The sequence below is a fragment of the Streptococcus sp. 27098_8_113 genome, assembly GCF_041432545.1.
In the GTDB taxonomy this organism is placed as follows: domain Bacteria; phylum Bacillota; class Bacilli; order Lactobacillales; family Streptococcaceae; genus Streptococcus.
On sequence record NZ_JAPVZU010000013.1, the window covers coordinates 51,369 to 68,408 of the forward strand.

Below are 17,040 nucleotides of genomic sequence, written 5' to 3' on the forward strand. Positions count from 1 at the left end.
GAATGGATATCAAGTTAAAAGATTTTGAGGGGCCGCTGGACTTGTTGCTCCACCTCGTATCCAAGTATCAGGTCGATATTTACGATGTGCCCATTACCGAGGTCATCGAGCAATATCTGGCTTATGTGTCTACTCTGCAGGCCATGCGGCTGGAAGTGACGGGAGAATACATGGTCATGGCCAGCCAGCTCATGCTGATCAAGAGTCGCAAGCTCTTGCCCAAGGTGGTAGATCAGGTGGATCTGGAAGATGATCTGGAGCAGGATTTGCTGAGTCAGATTGAGGAATATCGGAAGTTCAAGCTGCTAGGCCAGAAAATGTCCCTCCAGCATGAGGACCGAGCTCTTTACTACTCCAAGCCCAAGCTGGAACTGGTTTATGAAGACGCTGAGCTCCTGCACGACAAGACAACTGTTGATCTCTTTTTAGCTTTTTCCAAGGTGATGACCAAGAAGCAGGAGGAGTTTTCCAAGAGTCATACGACCATTGTGCGAGATGAGTACAAGATCGAGGACATGATGGAAGTAGTGCGCCAACGCTGTCAGGCTCACAAACGCCTTGCCCTGCATGATATTTTCGCAGAAACCAAAGATATGAATGAAGTGATTACGCTCTTTTTGGCAACTTTGGAGTTGGTCAAGGTGCAGGAGGTGCAGGTCATTCAGGAGGAAAACTTTGGAAATATTTATTTAGTAGGAAGAAAGAATGAGTAAATTAGCAGAGATTGAAGCCCTGCTTTTTGTGGCGGGGGAAGACGGTCTGAAAGTCCATCAGCTATCAGAAATCCTTTCCTTGCCGCCGACTGGTGTTATCCAGAGTTTGGAAAAATTGGCGGAGAACTATCAAGCAAATCCTGACTCCAGCTTGACCTTGCTGGAAACTTCAAAGACCTATAAGTTGGTCACCAAGCCTGAATTTGCTGAGATTTTACGGGAGTATTCGCGAGCGCCAATCAATCAGAGCTTATCCCGAGCTGCACTGGAAACCTTGTCGATCATTGCTTACAAGCAACCCATAACAAGGGTGGAGATCGATGATATTCGTGGGGTCAATTCCAGCGGGGCGATTTCGAAGTTACTAGCCTTTGAGCTGATTCGGGAAGATGGCAAGAAGGAAGTCATTGGCCGTCCTAATCTCTATGTGACGACGGATTATTTCTTGGACTACATGGGCATCAACCATTTGGACGAATTGCCGATTGTGGACGAAGCGGAGCTCATTGCTGAGGAAAGTCAGCTTTTCGGAGAGTGACAAGTTCATTCTATAAGGGACGTTTTCTGAACGATTCCAAGCCTTGAGGGAGGCACTGCTTCCCCTATTTGCCATTTTTCCAGCTGTTAAAGTTGTGAAAATGGTCTTTGTATCTTGTGAAAGGACAATATCGATGAGAATCAATAAATACATTGCCCATGCGGGAATTGCCAGCCGGAGAAAGGCTGAGGAGCTGATCAAGCAGGGACTAGTGACCGTGAATGGTCAGGTGGTGCGTGAGCTAGCGACTACCATCAAGTCGGGCGACCGAGTAGAAGTGGAAGGCCAGCCTATCTACAATGAAGAAAAGGTCTACTACCTGCTCAATAAACCGCGCGGGGTGATTTCCAGCGTGACCGATGACAAGGGGCGCAAAACAGTCGTTGATTTGCTGCCGCAGGTTAAGGAGCGGATTTATCCCGTTGGCCGACTAGACTGGGATACTTCTGGTGCCTTGATTTTGACCAATGACGGTGACTTCACAGATGAAATGATTCACCCGCGAAATGAAATTGACAAGGTCTATGTGGCGCGTGTCAAGGGTGTGGCCAATAAGGAAGTTCTGCGTCCGCTGACCCGCGGTCTGGTCATTGAGGGCAAGAAAACCAAGCCAGCTGTCTATGAGATTCTCAAGGTCGATCCCGTGAAGAATCGCTCGGTTGTTCAGTTGACCATCCACGAAGGGCGCAATCATCAGGTCAAGAAGATGTTTGAAGCAGTGGGGCTGCCAGTGGACAAGCTTTCACGAACTCAGTTTGGACATCTGGATTTAACTGGTCTCAAGCCGGGTGAGGCACGGCGATTGAGTAAAAAGGAAGTCAGCCAGTTGCATAACTTGGCTGTGACTAAGACTAAGAAAAAATGATTAAGAAAATATTGATAGCGCCGGTTCGATTTTACCAGCGCTTTATTTCCCCTGCCTTTCCGCCTTCCTGCCGTTTTCGGCCGACCTGTTCCAATTACATGATTGAAGCCATTGAAAAACACGGAGCTAAGGGAGTGCTGATGGGCTTGGCCAGAATTGGTCGCTGCCATCCCTGGTCCGAGGAAGGGGACGATCCAGTGCCAGACCATTTTAGTCTTCGGCGGAATGACTCTAAAACAGACTTCGAACGGAAATAGCCTTGTTTCCGTTTTTTGCTAGAGAATAAAGTCCATCCTTAGCAATTACTATCAGCTTTTCAATATTTTTGTTATAATGTTTTTTATGAGAGTTGTTTCAGGGAAGTACGGGGGCAGACCCCTCAAGACATTAGATGGCAAGACAACGCGACCTACGACAGATAAGGTCAAGGGTGCGATTTTTAATATGATTGGGCCATATTTTGATGGTGGCCGGGTGCTGGATCTGTATGCAGGCAGCGGCAGTCTGGGGATTGAGGCGGTATCTCGTGGCATGAATTCCGCTGTTTTGGTTGAAAAAGATCGGCGGGCGCAAGCTATCGTGGCAGAAAATATTGTTATGACCAAGGAAGCAGCGCGCTTTGAGCTGCTCAAGATGGAGTCGAGTCGAGCGCTGGAGCAGTTGACCGGCCAGTTTGATCTGGTTCTGCTGGATCCGCCCTATGCCAAGGAGCAGATTATTGCGGATATTGAAAAAATGGTGGAGCGCAAGCTCTTGAGCGAGGATATTATGGTTGTTTGTGAGACGGACAAGTCGGTTGATTTGCCAGAAGAAATCGCAGACTTAGGTATCTGGAAGCAAAAAATATATGGAATTTCAAAGGTGACGGTCTATGTCAGATAAAATTGGACTCTTTACAGGGTCATTTGATCCCATTACCAATGGACATGTGGATTTGATTGAGCGTGCCAGTCGGATGTTTGATCGCCTGTATGTGGGCATTTTCTACAATCCTCACAAAGAAGGATTTTTTAGCATCCATGCGAAAAAAAGAATGGTTCTAGCGGCTTTGGCGCATTTGGAAAATGTGGAAGTCATCACTTCCCATGATGAATTGGCGGTCGATGTGGCAAAAAGACTAGATGTGACTACTCTTGTCCGCGGCCTACGCAACGGTCAGGACTTGGACTATGAAGCTAGCCTACATTTTTTCAATAAGGACTTAGCACCTGACTTGGAGACCGTTTTTTTGCTGAGTCAGCCGGCCTACCGATACATCAGTTCTTCAGCGATGCGGGAATTGATTGCTTTTCAGCAGAATCTTTCTGCCTATGTACCAGCAAGTGTGATTGAGGAATTGGAGAAAAAAGATGAATAATGACATGACAAATCCGAAAACGATGACGAAGGAAGATAAACGTGGTTTAAAAGTAGTTGGTTGTGCTGGACTAGCCTCTATTATTGTGGTCGTGCTCTTCCTTTTCTCTTTCATTGTTCCCCTGCCTTACTACATTGAGGTGCCTGGAGGCGCAGAAGACATTCGGAAGGTTCTGACTGTGGATGGAAAAGAAGATCAGGCACCGGGTTCCTACAATTTTGTAACGGTTGGGATCCAGCATGCGACCTTTGCTCATCTGGTCTACGCTTGGCTGACGCCTTTTACGGATATTTATTCAGCTCAGGATATGACAGGTGGCTCAAGTGATGCTGAGTATATGCGCATTAACCAATTTTATATGGAAACGTCGCAAAATATGGCCAAATACCAAGGTCTCAAAGCTGCAGGAAAAGACATCAAGATGAACTATCTGGGTGTCTATGTTCTGAAAGTAGCTCCGAATTCGACCTTTAAAGGGATTTTGAATATTGCGGATACGGTTACGGGAGTCAATGACAAGACCTTTGAAAGCTCAGAAGATTTGGTCAAATATGTGAATTCTCAGGCCTTGGGCGATAGTGTCAAGGTGACCTACGAGGAAGATGGAAAAACCAAGACGGCAATGGGAAAAATCATCAAGCTGGAAAATGGCAAAAACGGAATTGGCATTAGTTTGATTGACCGTACGGAGGTCAACAGTAGTGTTCCGATTGAATTTTCGACCGAAGGTATCGGTGGTCCCAGTGCTGGTCTCATGTTTAGCCTAGCCATCTATACTCAATTGGCCAATCCTGACTTGCGAGATGGCCGTGTGATTGCGGGAACGGGCAGCATTGACAGAGAAGGTAAGGTTGGTGATATTGGTGGGATTGACAAAAAAGTCGTCTCTGCTGCCAAGATCGGAGCGACAATTTTCTTTGCTCCGGATAATCCTGTCAGCGAGGAAGAAAAAAAGGCTAATCCTAAAGCCAAAACCAACTATGAAGCAGCGCTTGAAGCAGCCAAGGAAATCAAAACGGATATGAAAATCGTGCCAGTCAAAACCCTTCAGGACGCGATTGATTATTTAGAAAAAACCAAAAAATCTTAGTTTCGGCTAAGATTTTTAACTTTTAGAGCTGAACTAAGGATTTATTCTTTGGTAAATGATTAGCAGTTTTTATTAAATCGTCTGACTTTTTACAAAAAGATCTTTTTCTTCTGGAAAAAGATAAATTCCCCTTGTTTTGTGATAAAATAATATGAAGTAAGATAGATGAATGACAAAGGATAGGTATGCGTAAAGAGATTTCACCTGAGTTGTATAATTACAATAAATTCCCTGGCCCAGAATTTAAGCAAATGGGCAGCAAGATAATTGCAGAAAAATTTGAGTTTGAATTGGTGGAGAATTATAAAGAGGCCTTTGACTTGACGGCCTTTCACCAACGCTTTTCAGAAATTCTGAATAAGTTTGACTATATTGTTGGCGACTGGGGCAATGAACAGTTGCGGTTGCGCGGTTTTTATCGGGATGAGAAAGCCAAGGAAAATGCAGAGAAAATCAGCCGTTTACAAGACTATCTGCTAGAGTATTGTAATTACGACTGTGCCTATTTTGTTTTAGAAAATGCTCAGCCAAGACGGGCTGCCTTTGACAAAAAATCCCATCATAAGAGAAAATCGGACAGCAAAAAACATCCAGAAATTTCTAGGGAACGTGGCTCTAAAAGAATGAAGGATGATCAGCAAAAACATCGTTCAAAGGTAAACAAGAACAAACAACAGAAACAAGGCAAACAGGCAAAGCAAGCAGCATCTAGTCAATCGCAGCGCCATTTTGTCATTCGCCAGAAATAAAGGAGAAACATGAAACCATCGATTTATAGCTTAACGCGAGAAGAAATGATTGAATGGGCGGAAGCTCAGGGAGAAAAGAAATTCCGTGCTGCCCAGATTTGGGAGTGGCTCTATCGCAAGCGTGTCCAGTCATTTGAGGAAATGACCAATCTATCCAAGGATTTGATTGCCAAGCTCAATGATCAGTTTGTTGTCAATCCGCTTAAACAACGTATTGTTCAGGAGTCGGCTGACGGTACGGTCAAGTATCTCTTTGAGCTGCCGGATGGCATGCTGATTGAGACGGTACTTATGCGCCAGCACTATGGACTTTCTGTCTGTGTGACCACCCAAGTTGGCTGCAATATCGGCTGTACTTTCTGTGCTTCTGGCTTGATTAAAAAGCAACGTGACCTTAATAACGGTGAGATTGTTGCGCAGATTATGTTGGTGCAGAAGTATTTTGACGAGCGTGGTCAGGACGAGCGGGTCAGCCACATCGTCGTTATGGGGATTGGCGAGCCTTTTGATAACTATAAGAATGTCTTGAAGTTTGTCCGGACGGTCAATGATGACAAAGGTTTGGCCATCGGTGCCCGCCATATCACCGTTTCAACTTCAGGGCTGGCTCATAAGATCCGTGACTTTGCCAATGAAGGCGTTCAGGTCAATCTAGCTGTTTCACTGCACGCGCCCAACAATGAACTGCGTTCTAGTATCATGAAAATCAACCGTGCCTTTCCGATTGAGAAGCTCTTTGCAGCCATTGAATATTATATCGAAACCACCAACCGCCGGGTGACCTTTGAGTACATCATGCTTAATGAAGTCAATGACGGGGTAGAGCAGGCCAAGGAACTGGCAGAATTGCTGAAAAACATTAAGAAACTGTCTTATGTCAATCTCATTCCTTACAACCCCGTTAGCGAGCACGACCAATACAGCCGCAGTCCTAAGGAGCGCGTGATGGCCTTCTATGATACCCTCAAGAAAAACGGAGTCAACTGCGTGGTTCGTCAGGAACATGGTACAGATATTGATGCAGCCTGCGGTCAGCTGCGTTCTAATACCATGAAGCGTGATCGCGAGAAAGCATTGGTAGAAAATGTTCAGCCTTAAGAACTATCTGACTTCAGCCGGTGAGCTGACTGCTAAGGGACGGAGATTGCTAGCAGGAGGATGCGGACTCTATTTCTTGATGCTCTGCACCCTGTGCTTTATTCCTCAGGTTCCAGAGCCGGGAATGGAGACGCCGGGTATCCAGTACTTTGGCCGAGTAGTGGTTCTCTTGGTTCCTTTTAACTCCTTTGTCAATATTGGTGAAATTACTTCTTGGATCCAACTGGTCAAGGTTTTTGTCCAAAATTTGGCCAATATCTTTCTTCTGTCGCCATTGGTTTTTCAATTGCTTTGCCTCTTTCCAAAGCTGCGGAGTACCAAGAAAGTTGTATGCTTGAGCTTTGGGATGAGTTTGTCTATCGAAGTGACTCAGATTCTGCTGGATCTTCTCATCAACGCTAACCGAGTCTTTGAGATTGATGATCTCTGGACCAATACTTTGGGCGGTTATCTGGCTTGGCGGGCTTTTCAGCTTGGTCAGAAAATCTGGAAAAATCGTCAAGACGACGCTTTCAAGAGGGATTAACAAGGGCAATGTTCGGATTTTATAGAATTTTTTATAAAAAATGATTCTTTTTCCATATTTTCTCTTGACAAAAGACTTTAGAAGCTTTATAATTTTAGACAATCGTCAGAAAAGTAATAATTTTTTCTACTTTCAGGGAGCCTGTGGTTGGTGGAAACAGGTAGTGGAAGGTTATGAAGTTGGGCTGATGCAAAAAAATGAATTTGAAACAATAAAAATTCGGTGAGCACACCTTACAGTGCGACTTGTTGTTAGACAAGACAGAGATATGGAGGCAGTCTATACTTTGCTCCATAATTGAGGTGGCACCGCGATTTTACGCCCTCACACAGAGTTTTTTCTGTGTGTGGGCTTTTGTTTTGCTTGAAAATAAAGAAAAGAGGAAATGAAGATGACAGAAACTAAAGGATATTTTGGACAATTCGGCGGCTCCTTTGTACCAGAGCCTATCCAAGCCTTGCTGGATGAATTGGAAGCGACTTTTGAGAAGTACAAGGATGACCCAGAATTTTTAAATGAATACCGGCATTATTTGGCGGACTATTCAGGTCGGGAAACTCCGCTATACTTTGCAGAAAGTCTGACCCAGCATCTGGGCGGAGCTAAGATTTATCTGAAGCGGGAAGATCTCAATCATCTGGGCTCGCATAAGCTCAATAATGTTTTGGGGCAGATTCTTCTAGCTAAGCGGATGGGCAAGACCCGAGTCATTGCTGAAACTGGAGCTGGTCAGCATGGTGTGGCAACTGCGGCAGCAGCAGCCAAGTTTGGTATGAAGTGTGATGTTTACATGGGGGCAGAGGATGTAGAACGCCAGCGCCTCAATGTTTTCCGCATGGAAATGATGGGAGCGACTGTTCACGCTGTGAAAACAGGAACCAAAACCCTCAAGGATGCAGTTGATGCAGCTTTTGGAGCTTGGATGAGCGATTTGGAAGCCTTCTATGTTTTGGGTTCTGCTGTTGGACCTCACCCTTATCCGACCATTGTCCATGAGTTCCAAAAGGTGATCAGTGAAGAATCTCGCCGTCAGATTTTGGACAAGGAAGGCCGCTTGCCGGACTATGTTATTGCCTGTGTAGGCGGCGGCTCCAATGCCATCGGTGCTTTCTCCCAGTATGTGGCGGATGAAGAAGTCAAGCTGGTTGGTGTTGAAGCAGCCGGGCGTGGACTTGATACAGACCAGCATGCGGCGACCATGACCAAGGGAAGCGTCGGGGTAGTGGATGGTATGAAGACCTACGCTGTCTTTGCTGAAGATGGTCAGGTAGCGCCGGTTTACTCCATTTCGGCAGGCTTGGACTATCCTGGAGTTGGTCCCGAACATGCTTTCTTTAAAGATTCTGGTCGAGTAGAATACGTGGCAGCGACAGATGATGAAGCTGTGGATGCCTTGCTTCTTTTGACACAAAAGGAAGGAATTTTGCCGGCAATCGAAAGCTCTCATGCCATTGCTGAAGCTATCAAGCGAGCTCCGCAACTGTCGTCCGACCAAATCATCATTATCAATGTATCTGGTCGTGGAGACAAGGATGTGGCAGCCATTGCCGACTATCTAGAAAAAAGAAAATAAAATACCCAGCAGAAGAGTAGTAACATCCCTCCTTTCAGAGAGTCTGTGGTTGCTGTAAACAGGCAGGAGAAGTTATGAATTGGGCTGCTGGAGACAAAATTTAGTCCTTTAGTTGAACTTTTATTACTTTGTTAGCTTACTTTGCTGTAAACCAGTATGCTGCCTTCTACTAAAAGGGATCTAAATGACTGTAAATAGGTAAATGAGATGTGGAGCCTAAAAACTCCATAACTGAGGTGGCACCGCGATGACACGCCCTCACAGGATGAACTGTGCGGGCGTTTTTCTGTAGCTCTGTGGCAAGTTATGACAGTGAACAGGTGCTATCTGTTCTTGTGAATGCAGTGATAACTAGCAAATTGCTCATCCTTAAACGATTCTGATTAAATAGAAAGAAACATTATGCAAAAGATTTTACCAGCTGATATTTTATCGCCGATTCTAGCTTACATGCGGATTCAGGGCGACCACAAGGTGATTTTGGAGAGTATTCCGAGAGATAGCGAGACAGCCCGCTTTTCTATCCTAGCCTATAATCCAGCCTTTGAAGTTCGCTATGAAAGCGGCCGATTAACAAAGAACGGGCAAGTAATCGAGGCAGATCCATTGGACTATCTGCATGAGTTAGCCGTAAAGAAAGATCATCATTCAGACCTGCCTTTTGGCGGTGGGGCTATTGGTTTTGTTGGTTATGATATGATTTCTCTCTATGAAGAGATTGGCCAGATTCCAGCTGATGTGATTGGAACGCCGGATATGCACTTTTTCGTTTATGAGAGTTACATGGTTTTTGACCATAAAAAAGATAAGGTCTATATCGTTGAGGAGGCGCTCTACAGTGATAGAAGCGAAGCTGATTTGGCTGCAAGTCTGGAGTGTATCATGGCTGAGCTGGCGCAGCCAGCGGCAGATGAATTTTCACCGCTGGAACTGTCCAGTTTGAATTTCCAGAGTCACATTGAACAGACGGCTTTTGAAAGAATGGTGGAAGAAGCGCGCAGCTTGATTCGGCAGGGAGACATGTTCCAATGTGTACTTAGTCAGCGCTTTTCAGCAGAGTATTCTGGTAGACCGCTGGATTACTATCGCAATCTGCGTGTGACCAACCCTTCCAACTATCTCTACTTTTATGACTTCGGGGATTATCAGATTATCGGAGCCAGCCCGGAAAGTCTGGTGTCTGTCAAGCAGGGTCAGGTCACGACCAATCCTATTGCTGGTACTAGACCGCGTGGGAAGGATGAACGAGAGGATAAAGCCTTGGCAGAGGAGTTGCTGGCTGACGAGAAGGAAGTGGCGGAGCACCGCATGTTAGTTGATTTGGGGCGTAATGATATTGGTAAAATTACTCAGAATAACAGCGTGGAAGTCACTAAGTACATGGAAGTAGAGTATTTCCGCTATGTTATGCATCTGACCAGTGTGGTCCGTGGTCAGCTTCTGCCTCAACTGACGGCTATGGATGCACTCAAGTCCACCTTGCCGGCCGGCACCGTCTCGGGTGCTCCTAAGATTCGAGCCATGAAGAGAATTTATGAGTTGGAGCAGGAAAAACGTGGCGTTTATGCGGGGGCTATTGGCTATCTGTCTGCGACAGGGGATATGGATTTTGCCATTGCTATTCGGACTATGGTTTTGAAAAATGGCAGAGCTTACGTTCAAGCTGGAGCGGGTATTGTTTATGACTCGATCCCTGCTAATGAATACCAAGAAACCATCAACAAGGCCAAATCAATGACCAAGATAGGAGAAATGCAATGATTTTACTAATTGATAATTATGATTCTTTTACTTACAATCTAGCCCAGTATATCGGCAATTTCGCAGAAGTCAAGGTTTTGCGAAATGATGATGCAGGCCTTTATCAAGCGGCAGAAGAAGCGGATGCCTTGGTTCTGTCTCCAGGCCCAGGCTGGCCGGCAGATGCAGGACGGATGGAAGAGCTTATCCGCGATTTTACTGGTAAAAAGCCGATATTGGGGATTTGCTTGGGGCATCAAGCCATTGCAGAAGTATTTGGCGGAAAGCTAGGTTTGGCTCCCAAGGTCATGCATGGCAAGCAAAGTATTCTGCGCTTTGAGGAGAAATCTCCTATCTATCAGGGGATTGAGGATGGGCAGCCGGTCATGCGCTATCATTCGATTTTGATTGAGGAGATGCCAAAGAACTTTGAAGTGACGGCTCGGGCAGCTGATGATAACTCGATCATGGCTATCCAGCATAAGAGCCTGCCCATTTATGGTTTTCAGTATCATCCAGAAAGTATTGGCACGCCAGATGGCCTGTCGTCCATCAAAAATTTCATCGACTTAGTCAAATAGGGGAAGAATTATGAAAGAAATTATTGCAAAACTAGCAGATTTTAAGGATTTAAGCAGCTCGGAAGTGTCAGATGTGCTAGAGCGCATCGTTACTAGAAGAGTAACGGAAACACAAATTGCAGCCTTTTTGCTGGCTCTTAAGATGAAAGGGGAAACAGTAGAGGAACGGACGGCTTTGGCTCAGGCCATGCGAGGCCATACTCCGCAGATCCCTACTACAATCCGCACAGCCATGGACAATTGTGGAACTGGTGGTGATAAATCATTTAGTTTTAATGTTTCGACCACAGCGGCCTTCGTATTAGCAGGTGGTGGGATCAAGATGGCTAAGCACGGTAATCGCTCCATTACCTCTAAATCAGGATCGGCTGATGTTTTAGAAGCTTTAGGGATTAACCTAAACATGGATACAGCCAGCTTGGGTAAGGTCTTTGATCAGACGGGAATAGTCTTTCTTTTTGCTAAAAACCTTCATCCAGCTATGAAATATATCATGCCAGCTCGTCTCAGTCTAGGTGTTCCCACTATCATGAACCTGACAGGGCCGCTCATCCATCCTATGGTTTTAGAAACCCAGCTTTTGGGCACCAGCCGACCGGATATGCTAGAGAGCACGGCAGAGGTTTTGAAAAATATGGGCCGCAAGCGTGCAGTGGTCGTGTCGGGTCCAGATGGTCTAGACGAGGCCGGTCTTCATGGTCGTACCCAGTACGCTTTGCTAGCAGATGGGGAGATCAGCCTGCATAGCTTTCTACCGTCAGATATTGGCATGGAAGAAATCCCTCTTGAAGCAATTCGTGGGGGCAATGCCAAAGAAAATGCAGATATTCTGGTATCTGTCCTGCAAAATCAAGCCAGCCCTTATCTGGAAATGACAGTTCTGAATGCAGGTCTAGGCTTCTTTGCTAATGGGAAATCAGACAGCATAGAAGAAGGAATAGCTTTGGCCCGCCAAGTGATCGCTAGTGGCGCAGCCTATGAAAAACTCAAGCAACTACAGGAGTATCAGAAATGAGTAAAGAATTTCTCCCGACCATTCTAAAGCAAAAAGAGCAGGAAGTCGCAGCTATGTCCTATGAAGAGCTGCAACCACTGCGCTCGACCTATTCCCTCTATGAGTATCTCAAAAACCACCCTCAAGAGCTGCAGCTGATTGCTGAGGTCAAAAAAGCCAGCCCCAGTCTGGGAGATATTAATCTCGGTGTGGATATTGTGGAGCAAGCCCGCACTTATGAACGATGCGGTGCAGCTATGATTTCGGTCCTGACAGATGAGATTTTCTTCAAAGGACATCTGGATTACCTGAGAGAGATTTCTAGTCAAGTGACCATTCCGACCCTCAATAAGGATTTTATCATTGATGAAAAGCAGATTGTTCGCGCCCGCAATGCTGGAGCGACAGTTATTCTTCTGATTGTGGCTGCCTTGTCTGAAAAGCGGCTGCAAGAGCTCTATGATTTTGCGACGGGTTTAGGCTTGGAAGTTCTGGTCGAAACCCATAATCTGGCGGAGCTGGAAATTGCCCATAGAATAGGAGCTCGGATTATCGGTGTTAATAACCGCAATCTAGTGACTTTTGAGACAGATATCAATACCAGTCTCCAGCTGTCTGCCCATTTCAAAGATGACAGGGTTTACGTATCAGAATCCGCTATTTTCAGCAAGGAAGATGCTGAGCTAGTAGCTCCTTATTTCCATGCGGTTTTAGTCGGAACAGCCCTGATGCAGGCTGAGGATGTGGCAGAAAAAATCAAGGAGCTAAAAATTGACAAAGGTTAAGATTTGCGGCTTATCAACGGCCAGTGCTGTGGAGACGGCATGCCGAGCTGGTGCTGACTACATTGGATTTGTCTTTGCTGAGAGCCGTCGGAGGGTTAGTTTGGAGCAAGCTCAGAAGCTAACTGCCTTGGTGCCGCCTACTGTCCGAAAGGTAGGAGTTTTCGTCTCTCCGAGCTTGTCGGAGCTACAGGAAGCTATTTCGGTGGCAAATCTGGATTTGGTGCAGATTCATGGCGATTTTGATGAAGAGCTCCTGACTCAGATTGGCCGGCCGGTTATTCGAGCTTATCAGGTCAAGGGAGCGTTAAAAGGAGTCAGCCAACAAGCGGACTACCTGCTCTTTGATGCCCCTCTTGCCGGTAGTGGTCAGACCTTTGACTGGCAAGCTTTTGATAAGAGTCAAATCCACCAGCCCTTCTTTATCGCCGGTGGTTTGAATGCAGGAAATGTCCGAGAAGCTATTCAGCACTTCGCTCCTTACGCAGTTGATGTATCCAGCGGGGTCGAGACTGACGGACAGAAGGATTTAGAAAAGATAACAGAATTTATAGAAAGAGTGAAAGATGGCATATAATCAACCCAATCAAGAAGGATTTTACGGTGAGTTTGGCGGGCGATTTGTTCCGGAAACGCTGATGACAGCAGTTTTGGAGCTGGACAAAGCCTACCGTGAGAGTAAAAAAGACCCAGCCTTTCAGGCTGAGCTGGACGAGTTGCTGAAGCAGTATGTAGGGCGGGAAAATCCTCTCTATTTTGCAAAAAATCTGACAGCCTATGCTGGCGGTGCTAAGATTTATCTGAAGCGGGAAGACCTCAATCATACCGGGGCCCATAAAATTAATAATGCCCTAGGCCAGGTCCTGCTAGCCAAGCGAATGGGCAAGAAGAAAATCATTGCAGAGACTGGTGCAGGTCAGCATGGAGTAGCTACAGCCACAGCTGCAGCCCTTTTCAACATGGACTGTACTATCTACATGGGCGAAGAAGATGTCAAGCGCCAAGCCCTCAATGTCTTTCGGATGGAACTTTTAGGAGCCAAGGTAGAGTCTGTGACCGATGGCTCTCGAGTCCTCAAGGATGCAGTCAACGCTGCCTTGCGAGCTTGGGTGGCTCAGGTCGATGATACTCACTATATTATGGGCTCAGCCTTGGGACCCCATCCTTTCCCGGAGATTGTCCGCGACTATCAGAGCGTGATTGGGCGTGAGGCTAAGCGCCAGTTTGCTGAGCAAAATGCAGGTGCCTTACCCGATGCTTTAGTGGCCTGCGTTGGCGGTGGCTCCAATGCTATTGGGCTCTTTTATCCCTTTGTAGACGATAGCTCAGTTGCTATGTATGGAACAGAAGCGGCTGGGCGAGGCGTGGATACAGATGAACATGCTGCGACCTTAACCAAAGGCCGGCCAGGTGTTTTGCACGGTGCCTTGATGGATGTCTTGCAGGATGAGCAAGGTCAGATTCTGGAAGCTTTCTCTATCTCTGCCGGGCTGGATTATCCAGGCATCGGTCCTGAACATTCTCATTTTAATGCTATCCAGCGCGCAACTTATGTTCCAGTCACGGATGAAGAAGCCTTGGAAGCCTTCCAGCTCCTGTCTCGTATCGAAGGGATTATTCCTGCTCTAGAGTCTAGTCACGCTATTGCTTACGCAGTTAAGCTGGCTAAGGAGTTGGGACCAGATAAATCAATGATCGTCTGCCTATCCGGTCGTGGTGACAAGGATGTCGTTCAGGTAAAGGAACGCTTGGAAAGTGAAGCTGCTCAAAAAGGAGGTGCCCATGACTAAAACACTCACTCAGCATTTAGAGGCCATCAAAAAAGCAGGTAAGGGAATTTTCCTTCCTTATATCATGGCTGGTGATCACGAGAAAGGTTTAGCAGGATTACCAGAAACCATCTCATTTTTGGAAAACTTGGGTGTATCAGCCATTGAAATCGGTCTGCCATTTTCAGATCCTGTTGCAGATGGACCTGTTATTGAAGAAGCCGGTCTGAGAAGTCTTGGCCACCATACTTCAACCAAGTCTTTAGTCGCAAGCTTGCAGAATTTGGACACTCAGCTGCCTCTCATTATCATGACCTACTTCAATCCTATTTTCCAATACGGTCTCAAAGATTTTGTCAAGGACTTAGCTACAACACCGGTTAAAGGATTGATTATTCCGGATCTGCCCTACGAGCACAGGAATTTTATTCTGCCCCTGCTGGAAGATTCAGATATCGCTCTAGTTCCTTTAGTGAGCCTGACAACTGGTCTAGAACGTCAGCAGGAGCTGATCAAGGAAGCTGAAGGTTTTATCTACGCTGTAGCCATCAACGGTGTGACGGGTAAGAGCGGAAGCTACCGCGATGATTTGGACCAGCATCTGAGCAAGCTTCGTGATATTGCAGAGATTCCAGTACTGACGGGCTTTGGCGTTTCGACTTTAGAGGATATTGACCGCTTCAATCAAGTCTCAGATGGAGTCATTGTCGGATCTAAGATTGTCAAAGCTCTTCATGAAAAGGATACTGGTATAGCAGCCTTTATCAAAGAAGCAGCAGCTTATAAGAAATAATCACCACCACACCAAACAAAAGACAGGGTACAAATGCTAGCCTGTCTTTTTTCTTTTTAAAGCAATAACAAGCGAGACCAGAGAAGCTAGCGATTTGGATAAGAACTAGAGCCTGACCCATGTTCTTGAATTTTAGCACCATAAAAAATGTTTGATTTTTGATGTTGATTGAATATTAGTTTGGGTATTGCTTATGAATGGTATCTATATAGCTGGTGAAATGTTTCAAGAAATGCTTAGGAGATATAACAGTGATGTATTTTCCAAAAGCAAGCAAGGTATTGTATCCCCAATCATTGTCGTTTAACGGATAAGTAATCTCGTAAATATCGCTATTAATAGGTTTTATGGCATTATAGCCTAAGAGTTCCACAAATCGATCAAGGACAATTTTCTGGACATGCAGGATGACAGGTACTTTGTTTTCATTCATCCATGTACCACCATCATAGGGAAGTGGTGTAAAATGTCTTTTTGAAAAAGTATCGGAGAGAGTAAGTTCACTAATTCTAGCAACTTTAAAAACAGAAAAACGCGCTTTATCAGTATCGTAGGCATCCATATACCAGCTCCGGTCCTTATAGACAATACGGTAAGGCTCACAATTTTTTTGACTCACCAGTCCTTGTGCATTAATATAGGAAAATTTTATTTTTACTCTACCTCTGATAGCTTCCAATAATTTAAAAATCAAAGTTCGTATTTCCAAGTTCCCTTGAGATAGAGACAAATCAATTTCGAAATCAGAGTATGCATTAGTAGCATTTAATTTCAATATAGCATTGAAAGTAGAGGCATCTTCCAATACTTGATAGCGACTTTTCAAACCGGATTCGATTGAAAGTCGTTCGGATTGAGTCAGGGGAGGTTTATCAGTTTGAAAGTCTTCCATAAGAAAAATTCCTCCGTTTTTTCCTTTCGTTACATAGAGAGGAATGCCTGCAAGAGATAAATCATCAATATCTCTCATAATAGTTCGGGTGCTGACTTTAAAAAGTTTTGATAGTTCTTTAGCTGTTGTTTTTCGTTGATTTACTAAATGAGAAATTATTCCCATTTGACGGTCAATTTTCATGATTTTCTCCTTAAATATGACAGATAGGTGTCATATTACCTTTGTTATGATTATACCATAAAGAAAGGAGTTCATATAATGAAACATCAAACCAAACCATCGTTTACCCTGATTGGCAGGAGTATTTTGATAGAAGGAACTACGGTTCATGAACAGCACTATTCTAAAGAGAAGACAGCGTTCTATGCTCAGTTATTTAAAGAAGGAATGCTGGGGAAATTGATGCCCCATTCTATAGATAAAAAAGGCTATGCCTTGATTGTTCCTCATAAAGATGGTATTCAATACTATGCAGGAGTTGCGGCAAAGAATGCTGTGGTAGGCTACGAAAGCATTCTCGTCCCAGAGAAAGATTATTTAGTAAGCTCAGCCAGTGGTGATAAATCAAGACTCCTGTTTGACCAATTGGAGGATAACTTTTTTGAGGAAGAAAGTAGTTCCCTTTACCAAGATGGAATTATCTTAGAAATACTTTTAAACGGGAATCCTATGGATGCAGAAGTTGAGCTTTGGGTTCCAGTTCAGTAAAAGAGTAGGGATTTATAGAAAATAATCATCACGACACCAAACAAGAGACAGGGTACAAATGCTAGACTGTCTTTTTTCTTTTTAAAGCAATAACAAGCGAGGCCAGAGAAGCAAGCAATTTGGATGAGAATGAGAATTTCTGTTAGGCTGAAAATAGCAGAACAAGAAGCCAGAAAGAGAAAATCTCCAGCTCCGATGCGAAGATTAAAAAAGAAGGCTAGAAGTCCTAGGACCAAAAAGAAAATCATGAGCGGATTGATACCTGCTGT

The 17,040-nt window shown here is 45.1% G+C and carries 20 protein-coding genes and 1 pseudogene; 19 read left to right on the plus strand and 2 right to left on the minus strand.

The window, feature by feature from the left end; genetic code table 11:
* Positions 1-2 precede the first annotated feature (2 nt).
* The 18 genes from O3644_RS08050 to trpA all read left to right on the plus strand — a co-directional run bounded on the left by O3644_RS08050 (position 3) and on the right by trpA (position 15,168).
* Positions 3-713 carry a segregation/condensation protein A gene (locus tag O3644_RS08050; RefSeq protein ID WP_371595441.1) on the plus strand — a complete coding sequence of 237 codons (711 nt, stop codon included), beginning with the start codon at positions 3-5 and terminating at the stop codon, positions 711-713.
* Entirely contained in the window at positions 706-1,251 is a 546-nt protein-coding gene (scpB, locus tag O3644_RS08055) for an SMC-Scp complex subunit ScpB (protein WP_005590827.1), read from the plus strand. The genes O3644_RS08050 and scpB overlap by 8 nt, the downstream gene beginning before the upstream one ends.
* 133 nt (positions 1,252-1,384) lie before the next feature.
* Positions 1,385-2,116 carry a pseudouridine synthase gene (locus O3644_RS08060; RefSeq protein ID WP_005592340.1) on the plus strand — a complete coding sequence of 244 codons (732 nt, stop codon included), beginning with the start codon at positions 1,385-1,387 and terminating at the stop codon, positions 2,114-2,116.
* Entirely contained in the window at positions 2,113-2,373 is a 261-nt protein-coding gene (yidD, locus tag O3644_RS08065; protein ID WP_187421898.1) for a membrane protein insertion efficiency factor YidD, read from the plus strand. Before O3644_RS08060 ends, yidD begins: the two co-directional genes overlap by 4 nt.
* An 85-nt stretch (positions 2,374-2,458) precedes the next feature.
* A complete protein-coding gene (rsmD, locus tag O3644_RS08070) occupies positions 2,459-2,998 on the plus strand; it encodes a 16S rRNA (guanine(966)-N(2))-methyltransferase RsmD (protein ID WP_371595442.1) in 540 nt (179 codons plus the stop codon).
* A complete protein-coding gene (gene coaD, locus O3644_RS08075; protein ID WP_371595443.1) occupies positions 2,988-3,473 on the plus strand; it encodes a pantetheine-phosphate adenylyltransferase in 486 nt (161 codons plus the stop codon). The genes rsmD and coaD overlap by 11 nt, the downstream gene beginning before the upstream one ends.
* Positions 3,466-4,563 (plus strand): SepM family pheromone-processing serine protease, encoded by a 1,098-nt coding sequence (locus O3644_RS08080; RefSeq protein WP_371595444.1) that lies wholly within the window; start codon positions 3,466-3,468, stop codon positions 4,561-4,563. The genes coaD and O3644_RS08080 overlap by 8 nt, the downstream gene beginning before the upstream one ends.
* A 185-nt stretch (positions 4,564-4,748) precedes the next feature.
* Entirely contained in the window at positions 4,749-5,312 is a 564-nt protein-coding gene (locus tag O3644_RS08085; RefSeq protein WP_371595445.1) for a YutD family protein, read from the plus strand.
* Between the two features lie 9 nt (positions 5,313-5,321).
* Positions 5,322-6,410: a 23S rRNA (adenine(2503)-C(2))-methyltransferase RlmN gene (gene rlmN, locus O3644_RS08090; protein ID WP_125380449.1), complete on the plus strand. Its 1,089-nt coding sequence runs from the start codon at positions 5,322-5,324 to the stop codon at positions 6,408-6,410.
* On the plus strand, positions 6,397-6,936 hold the full coding sequence (locus tag O3644_RS08095) for a VanZ family protein (RefSeq protein ID WP_371595446.1): 540 nt from the start codon (positions 6,397-6,399) through the stop codon (positions 6,934-6,936). The genes rlmN and O3644_RS08095 overlap by 14 nt, the downstream gene beginning before the upstream one ends.
* A gap of 391 nt (positions 6,937-7,327) precedes the next feature.
* Entirely contained in the window at positions 7,328-8,509 is a 1,182-nt protein-coding gene (gene trpB / locus O3644_RS08100; protein WP_371595447.1) for a tryptophan synthase subunit beta, read from the plus strand.
* A 402-nt stretch (positions 8,510-8,911) separates the two neighbouring features.
* Entirely contained in the window at positions 8,912-10,270 is a 1,359-nt protein-coding gene (trpE, locus tag O3644_RS08105; protein WP_371595448.1) for an anthranilate synthase component I, read from the plus strand.
* On the plus strand, positions 10,267-10,830 hold the full coding sequence (locus tag O3644_RS08110) for an aminodeoxychorismate/anthranilate synthase component II (RefSeq protein ID WP_371595449.1): 564 nt from the start codon (positions 10,267-10,269) through the stop codon (positions 10,828-10,830). Before trpE ends, O3644_RS08110 begins: the two co-directional genes overlap by 4 nt.
* A gap of 10 nt (positions 10,831-10,840) precedes the next feature.
* On the plus strand, positions 10,841-11,845 hold the full coding sequence (gene trpD / locus O3644_RS08115) for an anthranilate phosphoribosyltransferase (RefSeq protein ID WP_371595450.1): 1,005 nt from the start codon (positions 10,841-10,843) through the stop codon (positions 11,843-11,845).
* Positions 11,842-12,609 (plus strand): indole-3-glycerol phosphate synthase TrpC, encoded by a 768-nt coding sequence (gene trpC / locus O3644_RS08120; RefSeq protein WP_371595451.1) that lies wholly within the window; start codon positions 11,842-11,844, stop codon positions 12,607-12,609. The genes trpD and trpC overlap by 4 nt, the downstream gene beginning before the upstream one ends.
* Positions 12,596-13,183, plus strand: a complete 588-nt coding sequence (locus O3644_RS08125; protein WP_002929649.1) for a phosphoribosylanthranilate isomerase — start codon at positions 12,596-12,598, stop codon at positions 13,181-13,183. The genes trpC and O3644_RS08125 overlap by 14 nt, the downstream gene beginning before the upstream one ends.
* Positions 13,173-14,396, plus strand: a complete 1,224-nt coding sequence (trpB, locus tag O3644_RS08130) for a tryptophan synthase subunit beta (RefSeq protein WP_002929650.1) — start codon at positions 13,173-13,175, stop codon at positions 14,394-14,396. Before O3644_RS08125 ends, trpB (O3644_RS08130) begins: the two co-directional genes overlap by 11 nt.
* Complete coding sequence (gene trpA, locus O3644_RS08135) at positions 14,389-15,168, plus strand: tryptophan synthase subunit alpha (RefSeq protein ID WP_002929651.1); 780 nt, start codon at positions 14,389-14,391, stop codon at positions 15,166-15,168. Before trpB (O3644_RS08130) ends, trpA begins: the two co-directional genes overlap by 8 nt.
* A 175-nt stretch (positions 15,169-15,343) precedes the next feature.
* Here the strand turns inward: trpA and O3644_RS08140 are convergent, their stop codons facing one another.
* Positions 15,344-16,243: a YafY family protein gene (locus O3644_RS08140; RefSeq protein WP_048765533.1), complete on the minus strand. Its 900-nt coding sequence runs from the start codon at positions 16,241-16,243 to the stop codon at positions 15,344-15,346.
* A 78-nt stretch (positions 16,244-16,321) separates the two neighbouring features.
* Between O3644_RS08140 and O3644_RS08145 the strand changes: the two genes are divergently transcribed.
* Positions 16,322-16,771, plus strand: coding sequence for an effector binding domain-containing protein (locus O3644_RS08145; RefSeq protein ID WP_152902032.1), 450 nt, complete (start codon positions 16,322-16,324; stop codon positions 16,769-16,771).
* Here O3644_RS08145 and O3644_RS08150 read toward each other — a convergent pair.
* Positions 16,765-17,040: pseudogene (locus O3644_RS08150) on the minus strand (prepilin peptidase); the annotation flags it as partial. The gene O3644_RS08145 and the pseudogene O3644_RS08150 sit on opposite strands and share 7 nt — an antisense overlap.